This window comes from Frigoribacterium sp. MEB024, assembly GCF_000878135.1.
Classification (GTDB): Bacteria; Actinomycetota; Actinomycetes; order Actinomycetales; family Microbacteriaceae; genus Frigoribacterium.
This window is the reverse complement of record NZ_JXQZ01000014.1, coordinates 14,850-30,423: the sequence shown is the minus strand read 5'-3', so window position 1 is coordinate 30,423 and position 15,574 is coordinate 14,850. Positions and strand designations below refer to the sequence as shown.

The 15,574-nt window shown below is 69.9% G+C and carries 12 protein-coding genes and 1 other RNA gene; 2 read left to right on the top strand and 11 right to left on the bottom strand.

Going from position 1 to position 15,574, the window contains the following annotated elements:
- Positions 1 to 110: 110 nt before the first annotated feature.
- The 7 genes from SZ60_RS03385 to SZ60_RS03355 all read right to left on the bottom strand — a co-directional run bounded on the left by SZ60_RS03385 (position 111) and on the right by SZ60_RS03355 (position 9,743).
- Positions 111 to 2,747 carry a glycoside hydrolase family 2 protein gene (locus tag SZ60_RS03385; RefSeq protein WP_231567040.1) on the bottom strand — a complete coding sequence of 879 codons (2,637 nt, stop codon included), beginning with the start codon at positions 2,745 to 2,747 and terminating at the stop codon, positions 111 to 113.
- Between the two features lie 166 nt (positions 2,748 to 2,913).
- The gene (locus SZ60_RS03380) at positions 2,914 to 3,729 is read right to left on the bottom strand and encodes an ABC transporter ATP-binding protein (RefSeq protein ID WP_043593679.1); all 816 of its coding nucleotides are present in this window, start codon (positions 3,727 to 3,729) and stop codon (positions 2,914 to 2,916) included.
- Positions 3,726 to 4,643, bottom strand: coding sequence for an ABC transporter ATP-binding protein (locus SZ60_RS03375; protein WP_043593677.1), 918 nt, complete (start codon positions 4,641 to 4,643; stop codon positions 3,726 to 3,728). The genes SZ60_RS03380 and SZ60_RS03375 overlap by 4 nt, the downstream gene beginning before the upstream one ends.
- Positions 4,640 to 5,635, bottom strand: a complete 996-nt coding sequence (locus tag SZ60_RS03370) for an ABC transporter permease (protein WP_082059830.1) — start codon at positions 5,633 to 5,635, stop codon at positions 4,640 to 4,642. The genes SZ60_RS03375 and SZ60_RS03370 overlap by 4 nt, the downstream gene beginning before the upstream one ends.
- Before the next feature lie 10 nt (positions 5,636 to 5,645).
- Positions 5,646 to 6,635: an ABC transporter permease gene (locus SZ60_RS03365; RefSeq protein ID WP_043593674.1), complete on the bottom strand. Its 990-nt coding sequence runs from the start codon at positions 6,633 to 6,635 to the stop codon at positions 5,646 to 5,648.
- 34 nt (positions 6,636 to 6,669) lie between these two features.
- Positions 6,670 to 8,346, bottom strand: coding sequence for an ABC transporter substrate-binding protein (locus SZ60_RS03360; protein WP_197073490.1), 1,677 nt, complete (start codon positions 8,344 to 8,346; stop codon positions 6,670 to 6,672).
- A gap of 137 nt (positions 8,347 to 8,483) precedes the next feature.
- Positions 8,484 to 9,743 carry an ROK family transcriptional regulator gene (locus tag SZ60_RS03355; protein ID WP_197073489.1) on the bottom strand — a complete coding sequence of 420 codons (1,260 nt, stop codon included), beginning with the start codon at positions 9,741 to 9,743 and terminating at the stop codon, positions 8,484 to 8,486.
- Positions 9,744 to 9,784: 41 nt separating this feature from the next.
- On the opposite strand from SZ60_RS03355, the gene SZ60_RS03350 reads away from it, so the two are divergent.
- Positions 9,785 to 10,669: a LacI family DNA-binding transcriptional regulator gene (locus SZ60_RS03350; RefSeq protein ID WP_043593671.1), complete on the top strand. Its 885-nt coding sequence runs from the start codon at positions 9,785 to 9,787 to the stop codon at positions 10,667 to 10,669.
- A gap of 238 nt (positions 10,670 to 10,907) precedes the next feature.
- The gene (locus SZ60_RS03345; RefSeq protein WP_043593669.1) at positions 10,908 to 12,443 is read left to right on the top strand and encodes a hypothetical protein; all 1,536 of its coding nucleotides are present in this window, start codon (positions 10,908 to 10,910) and stop codon (positions 12,441 to 12,443) included.
- A 250-nt stretch (positions 12,444 to 12,693) separates the two neighbouring features.
- On the opposite strand, the gene ssrA is transcribed toward SZ60_RS03345, so the two are convergent.
- From ssrA to ftsE, 4 genes are all read right to left on the bottom strand, one after another.
- Positions 12,694 to 13,071, bottom strand: a transfer-messenger RNA (tmRNA) gene (gene ssrA / locus SZ60_RS16775).
- Positions 13,072 to 13,178: 107 nt separating this feature from the next.
- On the bottom strand, positions 13,179 to 13,655 hold the full coding sequence (gene smpB / locus SZ60_RS03340) for an SsrA-binding protein SmpB (RefSeq protein WP_043593667.1): 477 nt from the start codon (positions 13,653 to 13,655) through the stop codon (positions 13,179 to 13,181).
- Positions 13,656 to 13,877: 222 nt separating this feature from the next.
- The gene (ftsX, locus tag SZ60_RS03335) at positions 13,878 to 14,792 is read right to left on the bottom strand and encodes a permease-like cell division protein FtsX (protein WP_043593665.1); all 915 of its coding nucleotides are present in this window, start codon (positions 14,790 to 14,792) and stop codon (positions 13,878 to 13,880) included.
- Positions 14,789 to 15,532, bottom strand: coding sequence for a cell division ATP-binding protein FtsE (gene ftsE / locus SZ60_RS03330; RefSeq protein WP_043593759.1), 744 nt, complete (start codon positions 15,530 to 15,532; stop codon positions 14,789 to 14,791). The genes ftsX and ftsE overlap by 4 nt, the downstream gene beginning before the upstream one ends.
- Between the last annotated feature and the right edge of the window lie 42 nt (positions 15,533 to 15,574).

Here is a 15,574-nt window from a genome sequence, read left to right as displayed (position 1 = left end):
CGGCTCGCTCCCCTAGCACTCGGTCACGGATCTCGGCCACAGCGCATCTGACTATAACAAGGAGCCGACGATTCCTCGCCGGACTTCACCGCCCCGAACGACGGCCTCCCTCACCCGACCAACTCGTTCGCGGTACGCAACACCCGTTGCGCAACGAACTCCTCCTCCACGCCGACCACGTCGGACGCCACCGTGAACACGGCCGTCTCGCCCGGCAGCAGGGTCACGAGCATCTCGTCCACCGTCGCCGCGGGGTCGACCTTGTCGACGAGCAGCGCCAGGTCGCGCACGAGCGAACCCGCCGTCACCTCGACCCGGTAGCCCGCGCCCGCCTCCACGCCCGCACCCGCGGCCAGCGCCGTCACCGACGTCGACACCGACGCCGCGGCGAGCGCCGAATCCCGCGGCTCGACCGGGAACCACAGCCCGCGCGCCACCCCGTCCGCCGACGCCACGAGCAGCTCCGACTCGGGCGCCCCGAACTCCGCCACCGACGAGGGCACCGACACGGTCACCGTGTCTCGGGCCGCCACCGTGAGCGACACCTGCTCCGAGGCGAGGACGCGACCGTCGTACGCGACGCGCCGCAGCACGAGCGGGCCGGCCAGCGCCTCCTCGGTGTCGTTGACCACCACGGCCGCGAGACCGCCGTCGCGGGGCTGGATCGTCACGAGCCGGTCGGCGAAGGCGTGCCGCATCGCGTAGAGCAGCGGCTTGCGCTGCCCGTCGCCGTCGACCGCGGCCCACGACGTCACCGGCCAGCAGTCGTTGATCTGCCACACCACGGCCCCCCTGCACCGCGGCGCGTGCGACCGGAAGTGCTCGAGCGCCACCTGCACCGCATTCGCCTGGTTCAACTGCATCGCCCAGTGCCACGCCTCGATCTCGTTCGGCAGCGGGTAGTGCGCCAGCAGCCCGTCGGTCAGCTTGTCGTTGCCCTGCATCGCCTTCTGGTGCACGATCATGCCGGGCGACTCGGGGGTGAGCGGCTCGTCGTGGATCGCCCGCGTCATCGCCGACCAGGTCGGGGGCCCCTGCCAGCCGAACTCGGCCACGAAGCGCGGCACCACGTCACGGTAGGTCGGGTAGTCCTTGCGGTTCCACTGCTCCCACAGGTGCACCGACCCGTGGTCGGGGTCGCTCTGCGCCACGTCGAGGCTGCCCGACCAGGGGCTGCCCGCCGCGTACGGACGCCCCGGGTCGAGCTCGCCCACCAACGCCGGCAGCAGGTCGAGGTAGTAGCCCAGCCCCCAGGTCGCCCCGTCGAGCCGACGCTCCCAACCCCACTCGTCGTGACCCCAGATGTTCTCGTTGTTGCCCGTCCAGAGCACCAGGCTCGGGTGCGTCATCAGCCGCGTCACGTTGTCACGCACCTCGGCCTCGACCTCGCCGCGCAGCGGGTCCTCCTCCGCGTAGGCGGCACAGGCGAACAGGAAGTCCTGCCAGGTGAGCATGCCGCGCTCGTCGCACAGCTCGTAGAAGTCGTCGGACTCGAAGATGCCGCCACCCCACACCCGCAGCAGGTTCACGTTGCCGAACTCGGCCTGCTCGATGCGCTCCCGGTAGCGGTCGCGCCCGATGCGGTGCGGGAACGCGTCGTCGGGAATCCAGTTCGCCCCCTTGACCCACAGCGGCTCGCCGTTCACGACGACCGTGAAGCTCGTGCCGATGTCGTCGGGGTCGACCTGCACCTCGACGGTCCGGAACCCGATCCGCGACGACCACTCGTCGAGCACGTCGTCCGCCGAGCCCCCGCCGGCCGGCGCCTCGGCCCCCGGCGCGTCGACCCCGTCGCCGTCACCCCCCGAGGAGGCGCGGCTGGCGTCCCCGCCCGCTCCCCCGGTCACCGAGACCCTCACGTCGGAGAGCGGCTGCCCGCCGTGACCGCGCGGCCACCACAGCTCGGGGTCGTCGACGACCACCTGCAGGACGGTGGAGTCCGCGCCCGGCTCGACCCGCGCCTCCTGCGTGACGTCGCCGACGGTCGCCCGGACCGTCACCGGCCCGGCGTCCGCCCCGGCGCGCTCGAGGTCGACGTGCACGTCGACGACGCCCCGCGCCCCGTCGACCGTGACGACCGGTCGCACCGCCGCCAGCCGGACCGACGACCACGACTCGAGCGTCACGGGCTTCCAGATGCCCGAGGTCGCCGTGTCGAGACCCCAGTCCCAGCCGAAGCTGCACGCCATCTTGCGGATCGCGTTGTAGGGGTGGTGGTTCACGTGCGGTCGGTAACCGAGCGCCAGGCTCTGCGCGTCGGCGTAGGCCACCGGCGAGCCGAACCGAACCTCGAGGTCGTTCGACCCCTCGCGCAGCCGGCCGTCGACCGCGACGCGGTAGGTGCGGTGCTGGTTGCGCGTCTCGGCCACCACCTCGCCGTTGAGCAGCACGGTGGCCACCGTGTCGAGGCCCGCGAACACCAGCTCGTGGCGGTCGTGCCCGTCGGGCCGCCAGTCGAAGGACGACGTGTACGACCAGTCGGCCTGCCCGATCCAGGCGAGCAGGTGCTCGTTCGCGTCGAGGTAGGGGTCGACGATCAGGCCGGCCGCCAGCAGGTCGGTGTGCACCGTGCCCGGGACGGTGGCGGGCACGTCGACGGCCGCGATCTCGGGAGGCACGGGGCCGGCGGTGCTGCGCAGGCTCCAGCCGGTGTGCAGGGTGCGGGCGGTGCGCTGCGTCGCGCGGGTCGTGGTGCCGGTGGTGGTGGTTGGGGTGGTGCCCGTGGTGGTGGTCTCGGTGGTGCTCATGTCGCTCCCAGCGATCGAGTGAGGGGTGGTGGTGGCAGGGCGGCCTCGCCCCACCATGAACCCCGTTCCGTGCCATGAACCACGAAGGTTCGTGGTTCATGGCACGGAACGTGGTTCGTCGCGTCAGGGCGGGTGAGGGGGCGGACGGCAGGAGGCGCGGCGCCGGTCAGGCGCGGGCGGCGCGCCGCTCGGCGATGCGCTTCTCGGGGTCGGGCGCGGCCTCGGCGAGCTGCTGCGTGTACGGGTGCTGCGGGTTCAGGATCACGTCGTCCGGGGTCCCCCGCTCGACCACCTGCCCCTTGTACATCACGAGGATCTCGTCCGAGAAGTGGCGGGCCGTCGCCAGGTCGTGCGTGATGTAGAGCACGCCCAGGTCTTCTTGCCGCTGCAGTTCGGCCAGCAGGTTGAGCACCCCGAGCCGGATCGACACGTCGAGCATCGACACGGGCTCGTCCGCGATCAGGATGCGCGGCTCGGGCGCCAGGGCCCTGGCGATCGCCACGCGCTGCCGCTGCCCGCCCGACAGCTCATGGGGTCGACGCGCGGCGACGTCGGCGGCCGGACCGAGCTGCACCCGCCCGAGCAGCTCGCGCACCTTCTCGTCGACCGTCGACCGCGTCGCCTTGCCGTGCAGCAACAGCGGCCGCGCCAGGTGGTGCCCGATCGAGTGGAACGGGTTGAGCGACGCGAACGGGTCCTGGAACACCATCTGCACGTCGCTGCGGTAGCGCCGCAGGGCGTCACCGTGACGGGGCGCGACGGCGCCGTCGAGCACGATCGACCCGCTCGTCGGCCGCTCGAGCTGCAGCAGCATCTTGGCGATCGTCGACTTGCCGCTGCCGCTCTCCCCGACCAGGGCGACCGTCTTGCCGGCCTCGAGCGTGAAGCTGACGTCGTCCACCGCGCGGAGGCGACCCTTCTCACCCCGTCCCCCGCGCACCCGGTAGTCCTTGACGACGTTGCGGAACTCGAGCGTGCTCACGCCGCGCCTCCTGTGCTCGTGGCGACGGACGTCGCCTGCTCGTGCCCCGAGGAGGCGCGGGTCGCGTCGCCCCCGGCCGTCTCGTCGACCCCGCTGCGGATGAACGCCCCGCGGTCTCCGGTCAGGCTCGGGAACGACCCGAGCAGCTTCTTCGTGTACTCGTGCTGCGGGTTCGTGTAGAGCTCGGTGGACTCGCCGATCTCGACGATCTCGCCCGCGCGCATCACGGCGATGCGGTCGCTGATCTCGAGCAGCAACGGCAGGTCGTGCGTGATGAAGATCACCGCGAAGCCGAGCTCGTCGCGCAACCGTTTGATCTCGCGCAGGATCTCGCGCTGCACCACGACGTCGAGCGCGGTCGTCGGCTCGTCCATGATCATCATCTGCGGGCCGAGGGCGAGCGCCATCGCGATCATCACGCGCTGGCGCATGCCGCCCGACAGCTCGTGCGGATACGACTTGAGGCGGCTGCGGTCGACCCCGACGGTCTCGAGCAGCTTGCCCGCCCGCTCGACGCGGTCGGCCTTCTTCCAGTACGGCCGGTGGGTCTTGAAGACGTCCTCGAGCTGTGCCTGGATCGTCGTGACCGGGTTGAGCGCGTTCATCGCCCCCTGGAACACCATCGACAGCTTGTCCCAACGGAAGGCCCGCAGGGCCTTGTCGTCGAGCTCGGGCAGCAGGATGTCGGCCCCCTCGGCGTCGTGGAAGACCACCCGACCGCCCGTGATGACGGCCGGCGACTTGAGCAGCCGGTTGATGCCGTAGGCGAGCGTCGTCTTGCCGCAGCCCGACTCCCCCGCCAGCCCGAGGATCTCGCCCCGGGCCAGCTCGAAGCTGACGTTCTTGACGGCGTGGACGGGGTGCTCGACGGCGTAGTCGACGCTGAAGTCCTCGACGGTCAGGACGGTGCTCATGCGGTGGCCCCCTCGGTGGTGCCGGCGGCGGCCTCGGCCCGCGCCAGTCGCTTGCGGTCGGCCCGGCTGACGCCGGCCCGGGTCTGGTCGCGCAGCTTGGGGTTGATGATCTCGTCGATGGCGAAGTTCATCAGCGACAGCGCGCAGCCGAGCAGGGCGATCATCAGCCCCGGCGGCACGAACCACCACCAGGCGCCGAGTCGCAGCGCGAGGCCGTTCTGGGCGAAGTACAGCATCGAGCCCCAGGTGAACTGTCCCGAGACGCCGAGCCCCAGGAACGACAGACCCGCCTCGGCGAGGATCGCGAAGATCACCGCGAACAAGAACTGGCTCGCGAGCACCGGCAGCACGTTGGGCAGGATCTCGACGGCGACGATGCGCCAGGTCTTCTCGCCCGACACCCGCGACGCGGCGACGTAGTCGCGCGACCGCAGGCTCAGCGTGATGGCGCGCAGCACTCGGGCGCTGGCCGCCCAGCTCGTGATGACGATCACGAAGGCGATCACCACGAGGCCCTTCTGCGGCACGTAGCTCGACACGATGATGGCGAGCGGCAGGCCGGGGATGACCAGCACGACGTTCGAGAACAACGAGAACGCCTCGTCGACGAACCCGCCGACGTAGGTGCCGATGACGCCGAAGACGATGGCCAACGCCATCGCGACGACGCCGACCAGCACCCCGATCAGCAGCGAGCCGCGAGTGGCGTAGGCGAGCTGGGCGAAGACGTCCTGCCCGGTCTGCGTGGTGCCGAGCAGGTGGTCACCGCTCGGGGCGCTCAGGCCGACGTCGCTGATGGCCTGCGGGTTCTGGACGACGAACGGGAAGACCAGGCCGAACAGGGCGATGGCGGCGATCATGCCGGCCCCCACCCAGAGCTTGGGCGTCACGTGCGGGAAGACCCGCGTGAGGCCCTTCCGGCCGGCGCCCGCCCCGCTGTCACCGGTGGGCGAGTTCGGGTCGGCGAGCTGGCCGAGGTCGATCGTGGACATGCTCGTCGTCCTAACGCTTGACGCGCGTGCGCGGGTCGATGAAGCCGTACATCAGGTCGACGATGAAGTTCGTCCCCAGCACGGCGAGGGTGATGACCAGGAAGATGCCCTGCATCAGCGCGTAGTCGTTGTTCTGCGTCGCCGTGAAGAGCGCGTTGCCGATGCCCGGGTACGAGAACACCTGCTCGGTCACGATCGAGCCCGACACGACGAACCCGAGCGAGATCGCGAAGCCCGCGAACTGCGGCAGCACGGCGTTGCGGGCCGCGTACGACTGCCGGATGCGCATCGGCGACAGGCCCTTGGCCTCGGCGGTGACGATGTAGTCCTCACTGAGGGTCGACACCATCATGTTGCGCATGCCGAGCAGCCAGCCGCCGACCGACGAGATGATGATCGTCAGCGCCGGCAGCGTGCCGTAGAGGACCGCGCTCTGGACGAACGTCCAGTTGAGCCCCGGCGTCGCCTCGTAGACGTTGTAACCGCCCGACAGCGGGAACACCCGCAGGATGCTGCCGAACACGTACAACAGGATGAGAGCGAGCCAGAAGTACGGCACCGCCTGGAACATCGTCGTCACGGGGATGAAGTTGTCGAGCACCGAGCCGCGCTTCCACCCGGCGAGGGTGCCGAGGCCCACCCCGAAGACGAACGACAGGATCGTCGCGATGCCGATCAGGGCGATCGTCCACGGGATGGCCTGGCCGATGATGGTCGACACCCCGGCCGGGAAGTACGACACCGAGATGCCGAGGTCCCCCCGGGCCAGGTTGCCGAGGTACTGCACGTACTGCGAGAACAGCGGTTCGTCCGAGTCGGAACCGAGAAGGAGGCGCAGGCTGGTCACGGTCGCCTCGCTGACCGGTCCCTTCTGCTGCATCTTGGCCAGCAGGATGTCCACCGGGTCACCGGGCAGCAACCGCGGGATGAAGAAGTTCAGCGTCAGCGCCGCGAACAACGCGACCGCGTAGAAGCCGACCTTCTGGGCGACGTACCTCACCCGCGCCTCCTGACCTTCTCGGTTCCGACCACGATCACTTGAGCTTCAGGTTCAGGACGGTCTGGGCGTTGTCCCAGGTCTTCCACGTCGCCGGGAAGTTCTCGGTGTCGTCGTCGCCGGTGGGCCAACCGGTCACCTTCGCGGAGTTGAACTCGGTCAGCGTCGACTGCAGCAGCACGGGGATGTAGGGCATGTCCTTCACGATCTCCTTCTGGATCGTGAAGTACTGCTCGGTCTTCGCCGCGACGTCGTCCGTCTGCTCGGCCGCGACGATCGCGGCGTCGACGGTCGGGTTCGAGTAACGGGCGAAGTTGTTGATCGCCTGCTCGCCCACCGGCGAGGTCGTCGTCGAGTCGAAGTTGCCGTTGTAGAGGTAGTACGGGTCGGTCGAGGGGCCCTGGCCGAGCGAGTCCATCGTCAGCTGGAACTGCCCGTTGTTGCGGGCGGCGACCCACTCGTTGTACGACTTGGCGCTCTGCGTGATCTCGATGCCGACCGCGCGCAGCTGCTCGGCCATGGCGTCGATCGCCGCGATGTAGTCCGAGTAGCCCGTGACGACCTGGATCTCGAGCTGCAGCTTCTGGCCGTCCTTGGCGTAGATGCCGTCCGAGCCCTTCGCGTAGCCGGCCGACTGCAGCAGCGCGTCGGCGCCCTCGGTGTCGGCCGTCATCGGCGTCTCCTTCTCGACGTCGGGGCTGATGTAGTCGTCGTCACGACCGAGGGTCATGAAGGTCGGCGAGATCTGCTTGTTCGTGCCCGAGAAGGCCAGGTCGTTCAGCTGGTCGCGGTTCATCGCCTTGTAGATCGCCTGGCGCACGGCCGGGTCGGTCTGCGGGCCGGTGCAGCCGAGGTCGGCGTTCGAGCAGGTCATCAACGTGATCTGCTGCAGCGGGGTGGCGACGTAGCTGACGTCGGGGTTGCTGCCGAGCACCTTGTCGGCCTCGGGGATGAAGATGCTCGACCAGTCGAGGTCGCCGCCGACGATCGCGTCGGTGGCCGACGTGTTGTTCGCCAGGGCGATGTACCGGATGCTCTTGACCTCGGGCTTGCCCGACTGCCAGTAGTTCGGGTTCGCCTTGTAGACGTAGCTCTGCGGGGTGAAGGTGTCGAGCATGTACGGGCCGGTGCCGACCGGCTTCTCGACCGGGTCGGTGGCGATGTCGGACAGCTTCGAGAAGACGTGCTCGGGCACGATCGCGGCCTGGCCGAGGATGTCGGGGCCCTTGACGAACGAGGTGTCGTCGAACGTGAAGACCACCGTGTCGTCGTCCGCGGCCTCGACGGTGCCCTCGAAGCCGACGCGGTTCAGCTCGGGCTTGTCGAGCATCGTCTGGAACGTGTACGCGACGTCGTCGGCCGTGAAGTCCTCGCCGTCGCTCCACTGCACGCCGGTGCGCAGGTCGACCGTCAGCTCGGTGCCGTCGTCGTTCCACTCGTAGTCCTCGCCCAGCATCGGCTTGGGGTCGGCGCCCGTGAGGACGTTGTAGTAGAAGAGCTGCTCGTAGAGCAGGCCCTGCGAGGTGCTGTCGGCCGTGGCCGAGAACGGGTTGAAGTTGGCGGTGAGGTCGCCCGCGGGGCCCGTGTTGGCGGTGATCCCGCCTTCGTCGCCTCCGCTCGAGGCGGTGCAGCCGGTGAGCGCCAGGCCCGCGGCGGTCGCGAGTGCGATCGCACCGAATCCGACCCGTCGGCGGTTGGTCATGGAGAGAGGCATCGTCGACCCTTCGTCTGGCCAGGCGCCGTCGCCTGGTCCCGGGGTCTTTCTTAGACGACTTACGTAAGCGAGTCAAGAAAGTCGTGAGCCCGTGTCGGGATCGTGACCTGCGCCTCCTGCCGCACCGCGCCGCGGGGTCAGCGCGAGATGGCGCGTTGCACGACGAGGGCGGCCGCGCCGATCGCGGCCGCGTCGCGCGGGTCGGTCGAGACCTCGACCCGTGTCGTGTGGACGCCCCGCGAGAACGCCGTGCTGGCCAGGGCGTCGACGGCCGCGCGGGCGTAGATCGAGCCGGCGACCGCGACCCCGGGGCCGCTCAGGACGACGCGGTCGAGGTCGAGCAGGTTGGCGAGGGTGACGACGCCCGCGGCGAGTTGCCCGGCCGCCCGGGTGACCAGGGCGTCGGCCGCGACGTGACCGGCGATCGCGGCCCGCGCGAGCAGGTCGAAGTCCCGCGCGACCCCGCCCGGGGCCCAGGTCAGGCCGAGGTCGTCGAACGCGGCGGCGTCGCGGTGCGCCCGGGCCACGACGGCCCCCGGCGAGGCGGCGAGCTCGAGGCAGCCGCGGTTGCCGCAGTAGCAGGGCTCACCGTCGAGGTCGATCGAGACGTGGCCGAGCTCGCCGGCGCCCGAACTCGCGCCGCGGTGCAGCGCCCCGTCGAGCACGATGCCCGATCCGACCCCCGTGCCGAGGTACACGCAGGCGAACGTCTCGGAGCGCGGCACCTGGCGACTCCAGAACTCGCCGAGCGCCGCGGCCGCCGCGTCGTTGTCGACGATGACGGGCAGACCGAGGCGCAGGGCCAGCGCGGCGTGCAGCCCGGCGTGGAGAGCGCTCTCGGTGGAGCGCGGGCCCGTGCGGACACCGTGCGCGAGGGTCGCCCGCGGACCGACGACGGCCAGGCCGGCCACCGCCCCGCTCGCGAGTCCGAGGCTGCCGACGACGTCGTGGAAGCCGTCCACGACGCGGACAGCGGCGGCCGTGACGTCGTCGGACGCGGCCGGTCCGGCGTCGACCTGCAGGCGGCCGACGACTCCCCCGCGCATGTCGGTGACGACGTAGGTGAGCGAGTCCGCGCCGATCTGCACGCCCATGCCGTAGACGGCCCGCGGGTTGATCTCGACCATGGTGCGGGGCTTGCCGCCCGTCGACGCCGCCCGACCGGTCTCGCGGACGAGGCCCTCGTCGAGCAGCCGCCGGACGATCGTCGAGATCGACGCCTGCGTCAAGCCGCTGGCCTGCGCGAGCTCGACCCGGCTGATCGGACCCGACGACCGCACGAGGTCGACGACGAGTTCGCGGCTCGTCTGCGGTGCGGGCTGCGCCGGGGACTGCGTCGTGGGCCGCGGGTACGAGGCGGGCCGAGGCGCGGTCGGATCGGGGTCGCGGGTCACCACGGGCGTCGCTCCGACCTGTCGGGGGCTGTAGGTTCGGGCGCATGACCGACTCGATCGTCGACACCCGGGTGGCCCCTGCCGGGCCGGGCGACCGCCGTCGCGTCGGTCTCGCCCTCGTCCGCCCCGGCGAGATCTTGGGGGCGGAGCCGTTCTACCACGAACTCATCGCCGGCATCGAACGCGTGCTGCGTCCCCGGGGCCACACCCTGTTGCTGCAGGCCCTCGCCGATCGCGACGCCGAACTGGCGGCCTACCGGCGGTGGGCGACCTCGGGCGACTTCGGCGCGGTGGTGCTGGTCGACCTCACCGACGACGACCCCCGCCCCGCCCTGCTGCGCGAGCTCGGCCTGCCCGCGGTCGTGCTCGGCGACCCCGCGCTCTCGGGCGACCTGCCCGCCGTCTGGACCGGCGACGGCGTCGCCATGCGCGACACGGTGGCCGCGCTCGTCGCGGACGGGCACCGTCGGCTGGCGCACGTGTCGGGCCCGGCGGCGCTGCTGCACACGCAGGTGAGGCAGGAGGCGCTGGTCGCCGCGAGTCGCGCCTCCTCGTCCGTCGTCCGGACGATCGAGGGCGACTACTCGTGGGACGCCGGCGCGGCCGCCCTCTCGCGTCTGCTCTCGCAGCCGATGCCGCCGACGGCCGTCGTCTTCGACAACGACCAGATGGCGCTCGGCGGCCTCGCCGCGGCGCAGCGCCTCGGGGTCGAGGTGCCGACCCGGCTGACGCTCGTCGCCTGGGACGACTCCTCGCAGTGCCAGTTGTCGACACCGTCGCTGTCGGCGGTCAGCCACGACGTGCAGCGCATCGGCGAGGTGGCGGCCGGCATGCTGCTCGCCGTGCTGGCGGGCGAGGGCGTGGCGTCGGTCGAGGCGCCGCCCGCGTCACTCGTGCGGCGGGGGTCGTCGGGACCGGCACCGGCATGATCACCCCCCGAACAGGTCGATAGCAGATTCCGGGCTGAATGGCCCCCGCGCAGGGGTGATGCGTGGGTGTCTTTGAAATCACCCGGCGCTTCCTGCACCGAACAGTGTGGTTCTCTCAGGTTGAAGATAGCTTGAGGGGGTGCTGCCCTCCGGGCCGGCACTGCGTGTCTCACCCGGCGCTGGGCCGTGGCGGACAAGCGATGACGCTTGCACCACCGATCAAGAAAGCACTCACCACGTGATCACCAAGTTCTCTTGGCGCCGTGCGGTGGCCGTTCCGGCCGTCCTCACGCTCGCCCTCGGAGGGGCCCTCCTCTCCGTCACCGCGGCACAGGCCGCCCCCGCCTCGCTGGTCATCTCGACCCCGGAGGCCGGCGCCACCACGACGTCGCGGACCGTCGTCGTGTCCGGCACCGTCGCGGCCGGAGCCACCGTCGACGTCTACAAGGGCACCGACGACTCGGGCACCCGCGCGGACCGCATCAACACGGGGAACTCGACGACCTGGTCGACGACGCTCACGTACGCCGACACCGACGCCGTCAACCAGAGCGTCTACGTCACCGGCCTCTACGGCGGCAGCGGCTTCAGCGACCCGCAGGCTCGCGCCTTCGTCCTGCCCGCCGTCACCCCGGCCGAGACTTTCTCGGTGACGACCCCCGAGGTCGCTCAGCAGCTTGCCTCGCGCACCGTCACCTTCTCGGGCACCGGCATCTCGGGCTCGACCGTCAACGTGCTCGGCACGGACGGCAACCGCCTCCCCGGTACCGGCGCCGTCGCCGTCGTCGCCGGCCAGTGGTCGCTCGTCTACACCTACCCCGAGACCGTCGACCGCAACCAGAGCGTGCGCGTGACCCAGGTCACCGGCGGCGCCGGCACGGGTGACACCCCCGTCGCCTTCGTCCTGCCGCAGGGCCAGACGCTCGACGTCGTCACGCCCGCCGAGGGCACGACCACCGCCACGCGCACCGTCACCTTCTCGGGTACCGGCACCTCCGGCTCGACCGTCAACGTCCTCGACACCGACGGCAACCGCCTCCCCGGTACCGGCGCCGTCGCCGTCGTCGACGGACAGTGGTCGCTCGACTACACCTACCCGGACGACGCCACGGTGGCGCAGACCGTCAACGTGACCCAGATCACGGGCGGCGCCGGCTCGGGTGACGTCACCCGCTCGTTCAGCCTGCCCGCCGTGGTCGTTCCCCCGACCGCCGTCGTCCTCGACGCCCCGGTCATCACCTCGCCCACCCAGGGTCAGGTCGTCGTCGGTGACCAGGTCACCTTCGAGGGCACCGGCACCCCCGGCTCGAACATCCTGCTCGCCGTCGTCCCGACGGACCAGCTGGACGAGCTCGAGGCCGCCGAGAACGGACGCGCCGCCGCCGCTGCGGTCCCCGCCGACCCCGCCGACCCGATCGTCGTCGACGCCGCCGGCAACTGGACCGTCACCCTCGCCCTGACGCCGAACGACTACACGGCTGCCGCCGTGTCGTTCCTCCTCGACGCCGACGGCCTGCCGGTGCTCGACGCCGCCGGTCAGCCGATCGTCTCGGACCCCTCGGCCGACGTGGCTTTCAGCCTCATCGCCGCGGTCGTCCCGGCCGGCACTCCCGCCACCCCGATCGCCACCCCCACGGGCCTGGCCTTCACCGGTAGCGAAGGCACCGAGGCCGCCATCGGCATCGGCGCCGCCGTCCTGCTGCTGGGCTCGACGCTGATGGTCCTCGCTCGCCGTCGCGCGAAGCTCGCGACCAGCGACGTGGCCGGCGAGTAACACCCGCACCACGACGACGGCCCCCGTCGCTGCCTCGGCAGCGGCGGGGGCCGTTCCGCGTCCGGCGGCGGCCACCCGACGTGGCCGCAGGGGTGTCGCACCGCCGAATGACCATCGCACCGTCGAAATGGGCGGCGCGATGCTCATCCGGCGGTGCGACACGGCGCGGAACGTCAGGCCGCGGACGCACGAACGCCCCCACCTGATCAGGCGGGGGCGTTCGTGTTCGAGAGGGTGTGACGACGACCGATGGTGGAGATGGGGGGAATTGAACCCCCGTCCATCGCTGAGATTGCACGCATTCTACGGGCGTAGCCAGATGAGGCGTTCTGCTCGGCTCCGACCTTTGTTACTGGCTTCTAGGTCGACGAGCCCAGCCCGAGTGCAAGTCCCGTGTGACCCCCAGGCGTAGTCACACAGCAAGCCATCTAAATGACGTCAGGATCTGGTTAGAAGGCGGTCACCAGACTGACGGACTCCATGTGGCTCTACTGCTTACGCAGCGAGAGCGAAGTCAGTGCGCTTGTTATTGGCACTTATTGTTTTCCAGAGATCGTTTACGAGATAACCCTGGATCCTCGGCCCGCTTCTCGTTCGCACACAGGCGATGTCGAAACCGATCATCCCCATGAGGGGGCCGTCGTCACACGCTCTTGAATTACCAACGCACGTTTCCGTGCGGCCCATCAGTCTACGTCGTCGGACGCCTTCGCGCCACCGGTGACGACCGGTCGGTCACTCCCCCAGGTGCTTGCGCACCGACATCGCCGACTGGGCCTCGCGGGTCGCCGTGCGCTCGCGCAGGGTCTGGCGCTTGTCGTACTCGCGCTTGCCCTTGGCGAGGGCGATCTCGACCTTGGCCCGGCCGTCGCTGAAGTAGATCTTGAGCGGCACGACCGTGAAGCCGCCCTCTTTGGTCTTCTGCCCGATCTTGTCGATCTCGTGGCGGTGCAGCAGCAGCTTGCGCTTGCGTCGGGGCGCGTGATTGTTCCAGGTGCCCTCGGTGTACTCGGGGATGTGCACCGCGTCGAGCCACGCCTCGCCGGCGTCGACGAAGGCGTACCCGTCGACCAGTGACGCACGACCCTGTCGCAGCGACTTGACCTCGGTGCCGCTCAACACGATGCCCGCCTCGTAGGTGGTGTCGATCGTGTAGTCGTGGCGCGCGCGGCGGTTCGTGGCCACGACCTTCTCACCGCGTTCTTTCGCCACGCTGGCCTCCTGGTCGTTCGGGTGGGGGTGCTGCCGACAGGCAGCCGTTCAGTATACAGGAGACGTCGAACGACAAAAGCCTCTCCTCACCTGATGCCGACCCTCGGTCGCAGGCTCCCTCGGCGCTGGGGTCGCGGAATCGCTTCGCGATTCTCCCAACTCCACCGCGGGAGGCGCGGTGCCCGACTGACGGGCACCGCGCCTCCTTCACGTGGCCGGCTTCTAGACCTTGAGGTAGCGCCTGATGGCGACGTTCGCGCTGAGGGCCGCGAGCAGGATGCCGACGACGATGACGATCGGCACGACGAGGGCCGCGTCGCGCAGGCCGATGAACGGCGTGCCCTGGAAGGTCACCGCGAGGTAGCCCTTCACGAAGAAGTTCACGATCGCGATGATCGCCCCTCCCGCAAGCAACGATCCCACGAGGGCCGCGATCACCCCCTCGAGGATGAACGGCGTCTGGATGAACCGGTTGGACGCACCGACCAGGCGCATGATGCCGAGTTCTCGTCGCCGGCTGAACGCGCTCAATCGGATGGTCGTGGCGATCAGGAGCACGGCTGCGATCAGCATCAGCGAGGCGATGCCGATGGCCGTGTAGCTCGCGGCGTTCAACACCGCGAAGATCGGATCGAGGTACCCGCGCTGGTCGACCACGCTCTGGACGCCGGCCAGGCTCGACAGGCTCTCGGTGAGGACGTCGGACTGCGTCGGGTCCTTCAGGTTCACCCAGAAGGTCTCGTTGAGGTAGGCGGGCTGCACGAACTCGGTCGCCGGGCTGTCGGCGAACTGCTGCTTGAAGCGGTCGTAGGCCTGGGTCTGGTCCTCGAAGTAGAACTTGTCGACGTAGGGCGTCAGCACGTCGCTGTCGAGCTGGGCGCGGACGCCGTCGATCTGGTCCTTCGTCGCCATCGCGCCGGTGCAGTTGCCGGTCGTGTCGGTGTCGGTGCAGAGGTAGACGGCGACCTGGGCCTTGTCGTACCAGTAGCCCTTCATCTGCGTGATCTGCATCTGCAGGAGGGCCGCGGTGCCGACGAAGGTCAGCGAGATGAACGTGACGAGCACGACCGAGACGACCATCGAGGCGTTGCGACGGAGGCCGCTGCCGACCTCGCTCATGACGAGTCCGAGTCTCATGCGTCGGCTCCTCTCGTGCTGAGGTCCTCGACCCCGATGGCCTGGATGGGCACCGCCTGGGTCTGGTAACCACCGTGACGCTCGTCGCGGAGGATGTTGCCCGCACTGAGCTCGATGACCCGACGCTGCATCTGGTCGACGATGCCGGCGTCGTGCGTCGCCATGATGACCGTCGTGCCACCGGCGTTGATGCGCTCGAGCAGGGTCATGATGCCGGCGCTCGTCGAGGGGTCGAGGTTTCCGGTGGGCTCGTCGGCCAGCAGGATCGCCGGCTTGTTGACGATCGCGCGGGCGATCGCGACGCGCTGCTGCTCGCCACCCGACAGCTCGTGCGGCAGACGGTGCTGCTTGCCGACCAGGCCGACCATCTTGAGGACGTCGGGGACGGCCTCCTGGATGAAGCCCTTGCTCTTGCCGATGACCTGCAGGCTGAACGCGACGTTGTCGAAGACGTTCTTCTGCGGCAGCAGCCGGAAGTCCTGGAACACGACCCCGAGGTTGCGCCGGAAGTACGGGACCTTGCGGCTCGAGAGGGTGCCGAGACGCTGGCCGAGGACGTGGATCTGCCCCTGCGACGGCTTCTCTTCCTTCAGCACGAGCCGCAAGAAGCTCGACTTGCCGGAGCCGCTCGCCCCGACGAGGAACACGAACTCGCCCTTGAGGATCTCGAGGGTGACGGCGTTCAGCGCGGGTCGGGGGTTGCCGACGTAGACCTTGGTGACTTCATCAAACCGAATCATGACGGGGATCACCCTAAGCGCGGTCCGCGACGATCATCGCAG

Excerpts from the sequence above, each read along its gene's own strand:
- SZ60_RS03385 (WP_231567040.1), bottom strand. The coding sequence starts at position 2,747 with ATGAGCACCACCGAGACCACCACCACGGGCACCACCCCAACCACCACC.
- SZ60_RS03375 (WP_043593677.1), bottom strand. The coding sequence starts at position 4,643 with ATGAGCACCGTCCTGACCGTCGAGGACTTCAGCGTCGACTACGCCGTC.
- SZ60_RS03370 (WP_082059830.1), bottom strand. The coding sequence starts at position 5,635 with ATGTCCACGATCGACCTCGGCCAGCTCGCCGACCCGAACTCGCCCACC.
- SZ60_RS03360 (WP_197073490.1), bottom strand. The coding sequence starts at position 8,346 with ATGCCTCTCTCCATGACCAACCGCCGACGGGTCGGATTCGGTGCGATC.
- SZ60_RS03350 (WP_043593671.1), top strand. The coding sequence starts at position 9,785 with ATGACCGACTCGATCGTCGACACCCGGGTGGCCCCTGCCGGGCCGGGC.
- ftsX (WP_043593665.1), bottom strand. The coding sequence starts at position 14,792 with ATGAGACTCGGACTCGTCATGAGCGAGGTCGGCAGCGGCCTCCGTCGC.
- ftsE (WP_043593759.1), bottom strand. The coding sequence starts at position 15,532 with ATGATTCGGTTTGATGAAGTCACCAAGGTCTACGTCGGCAACCCCCGA.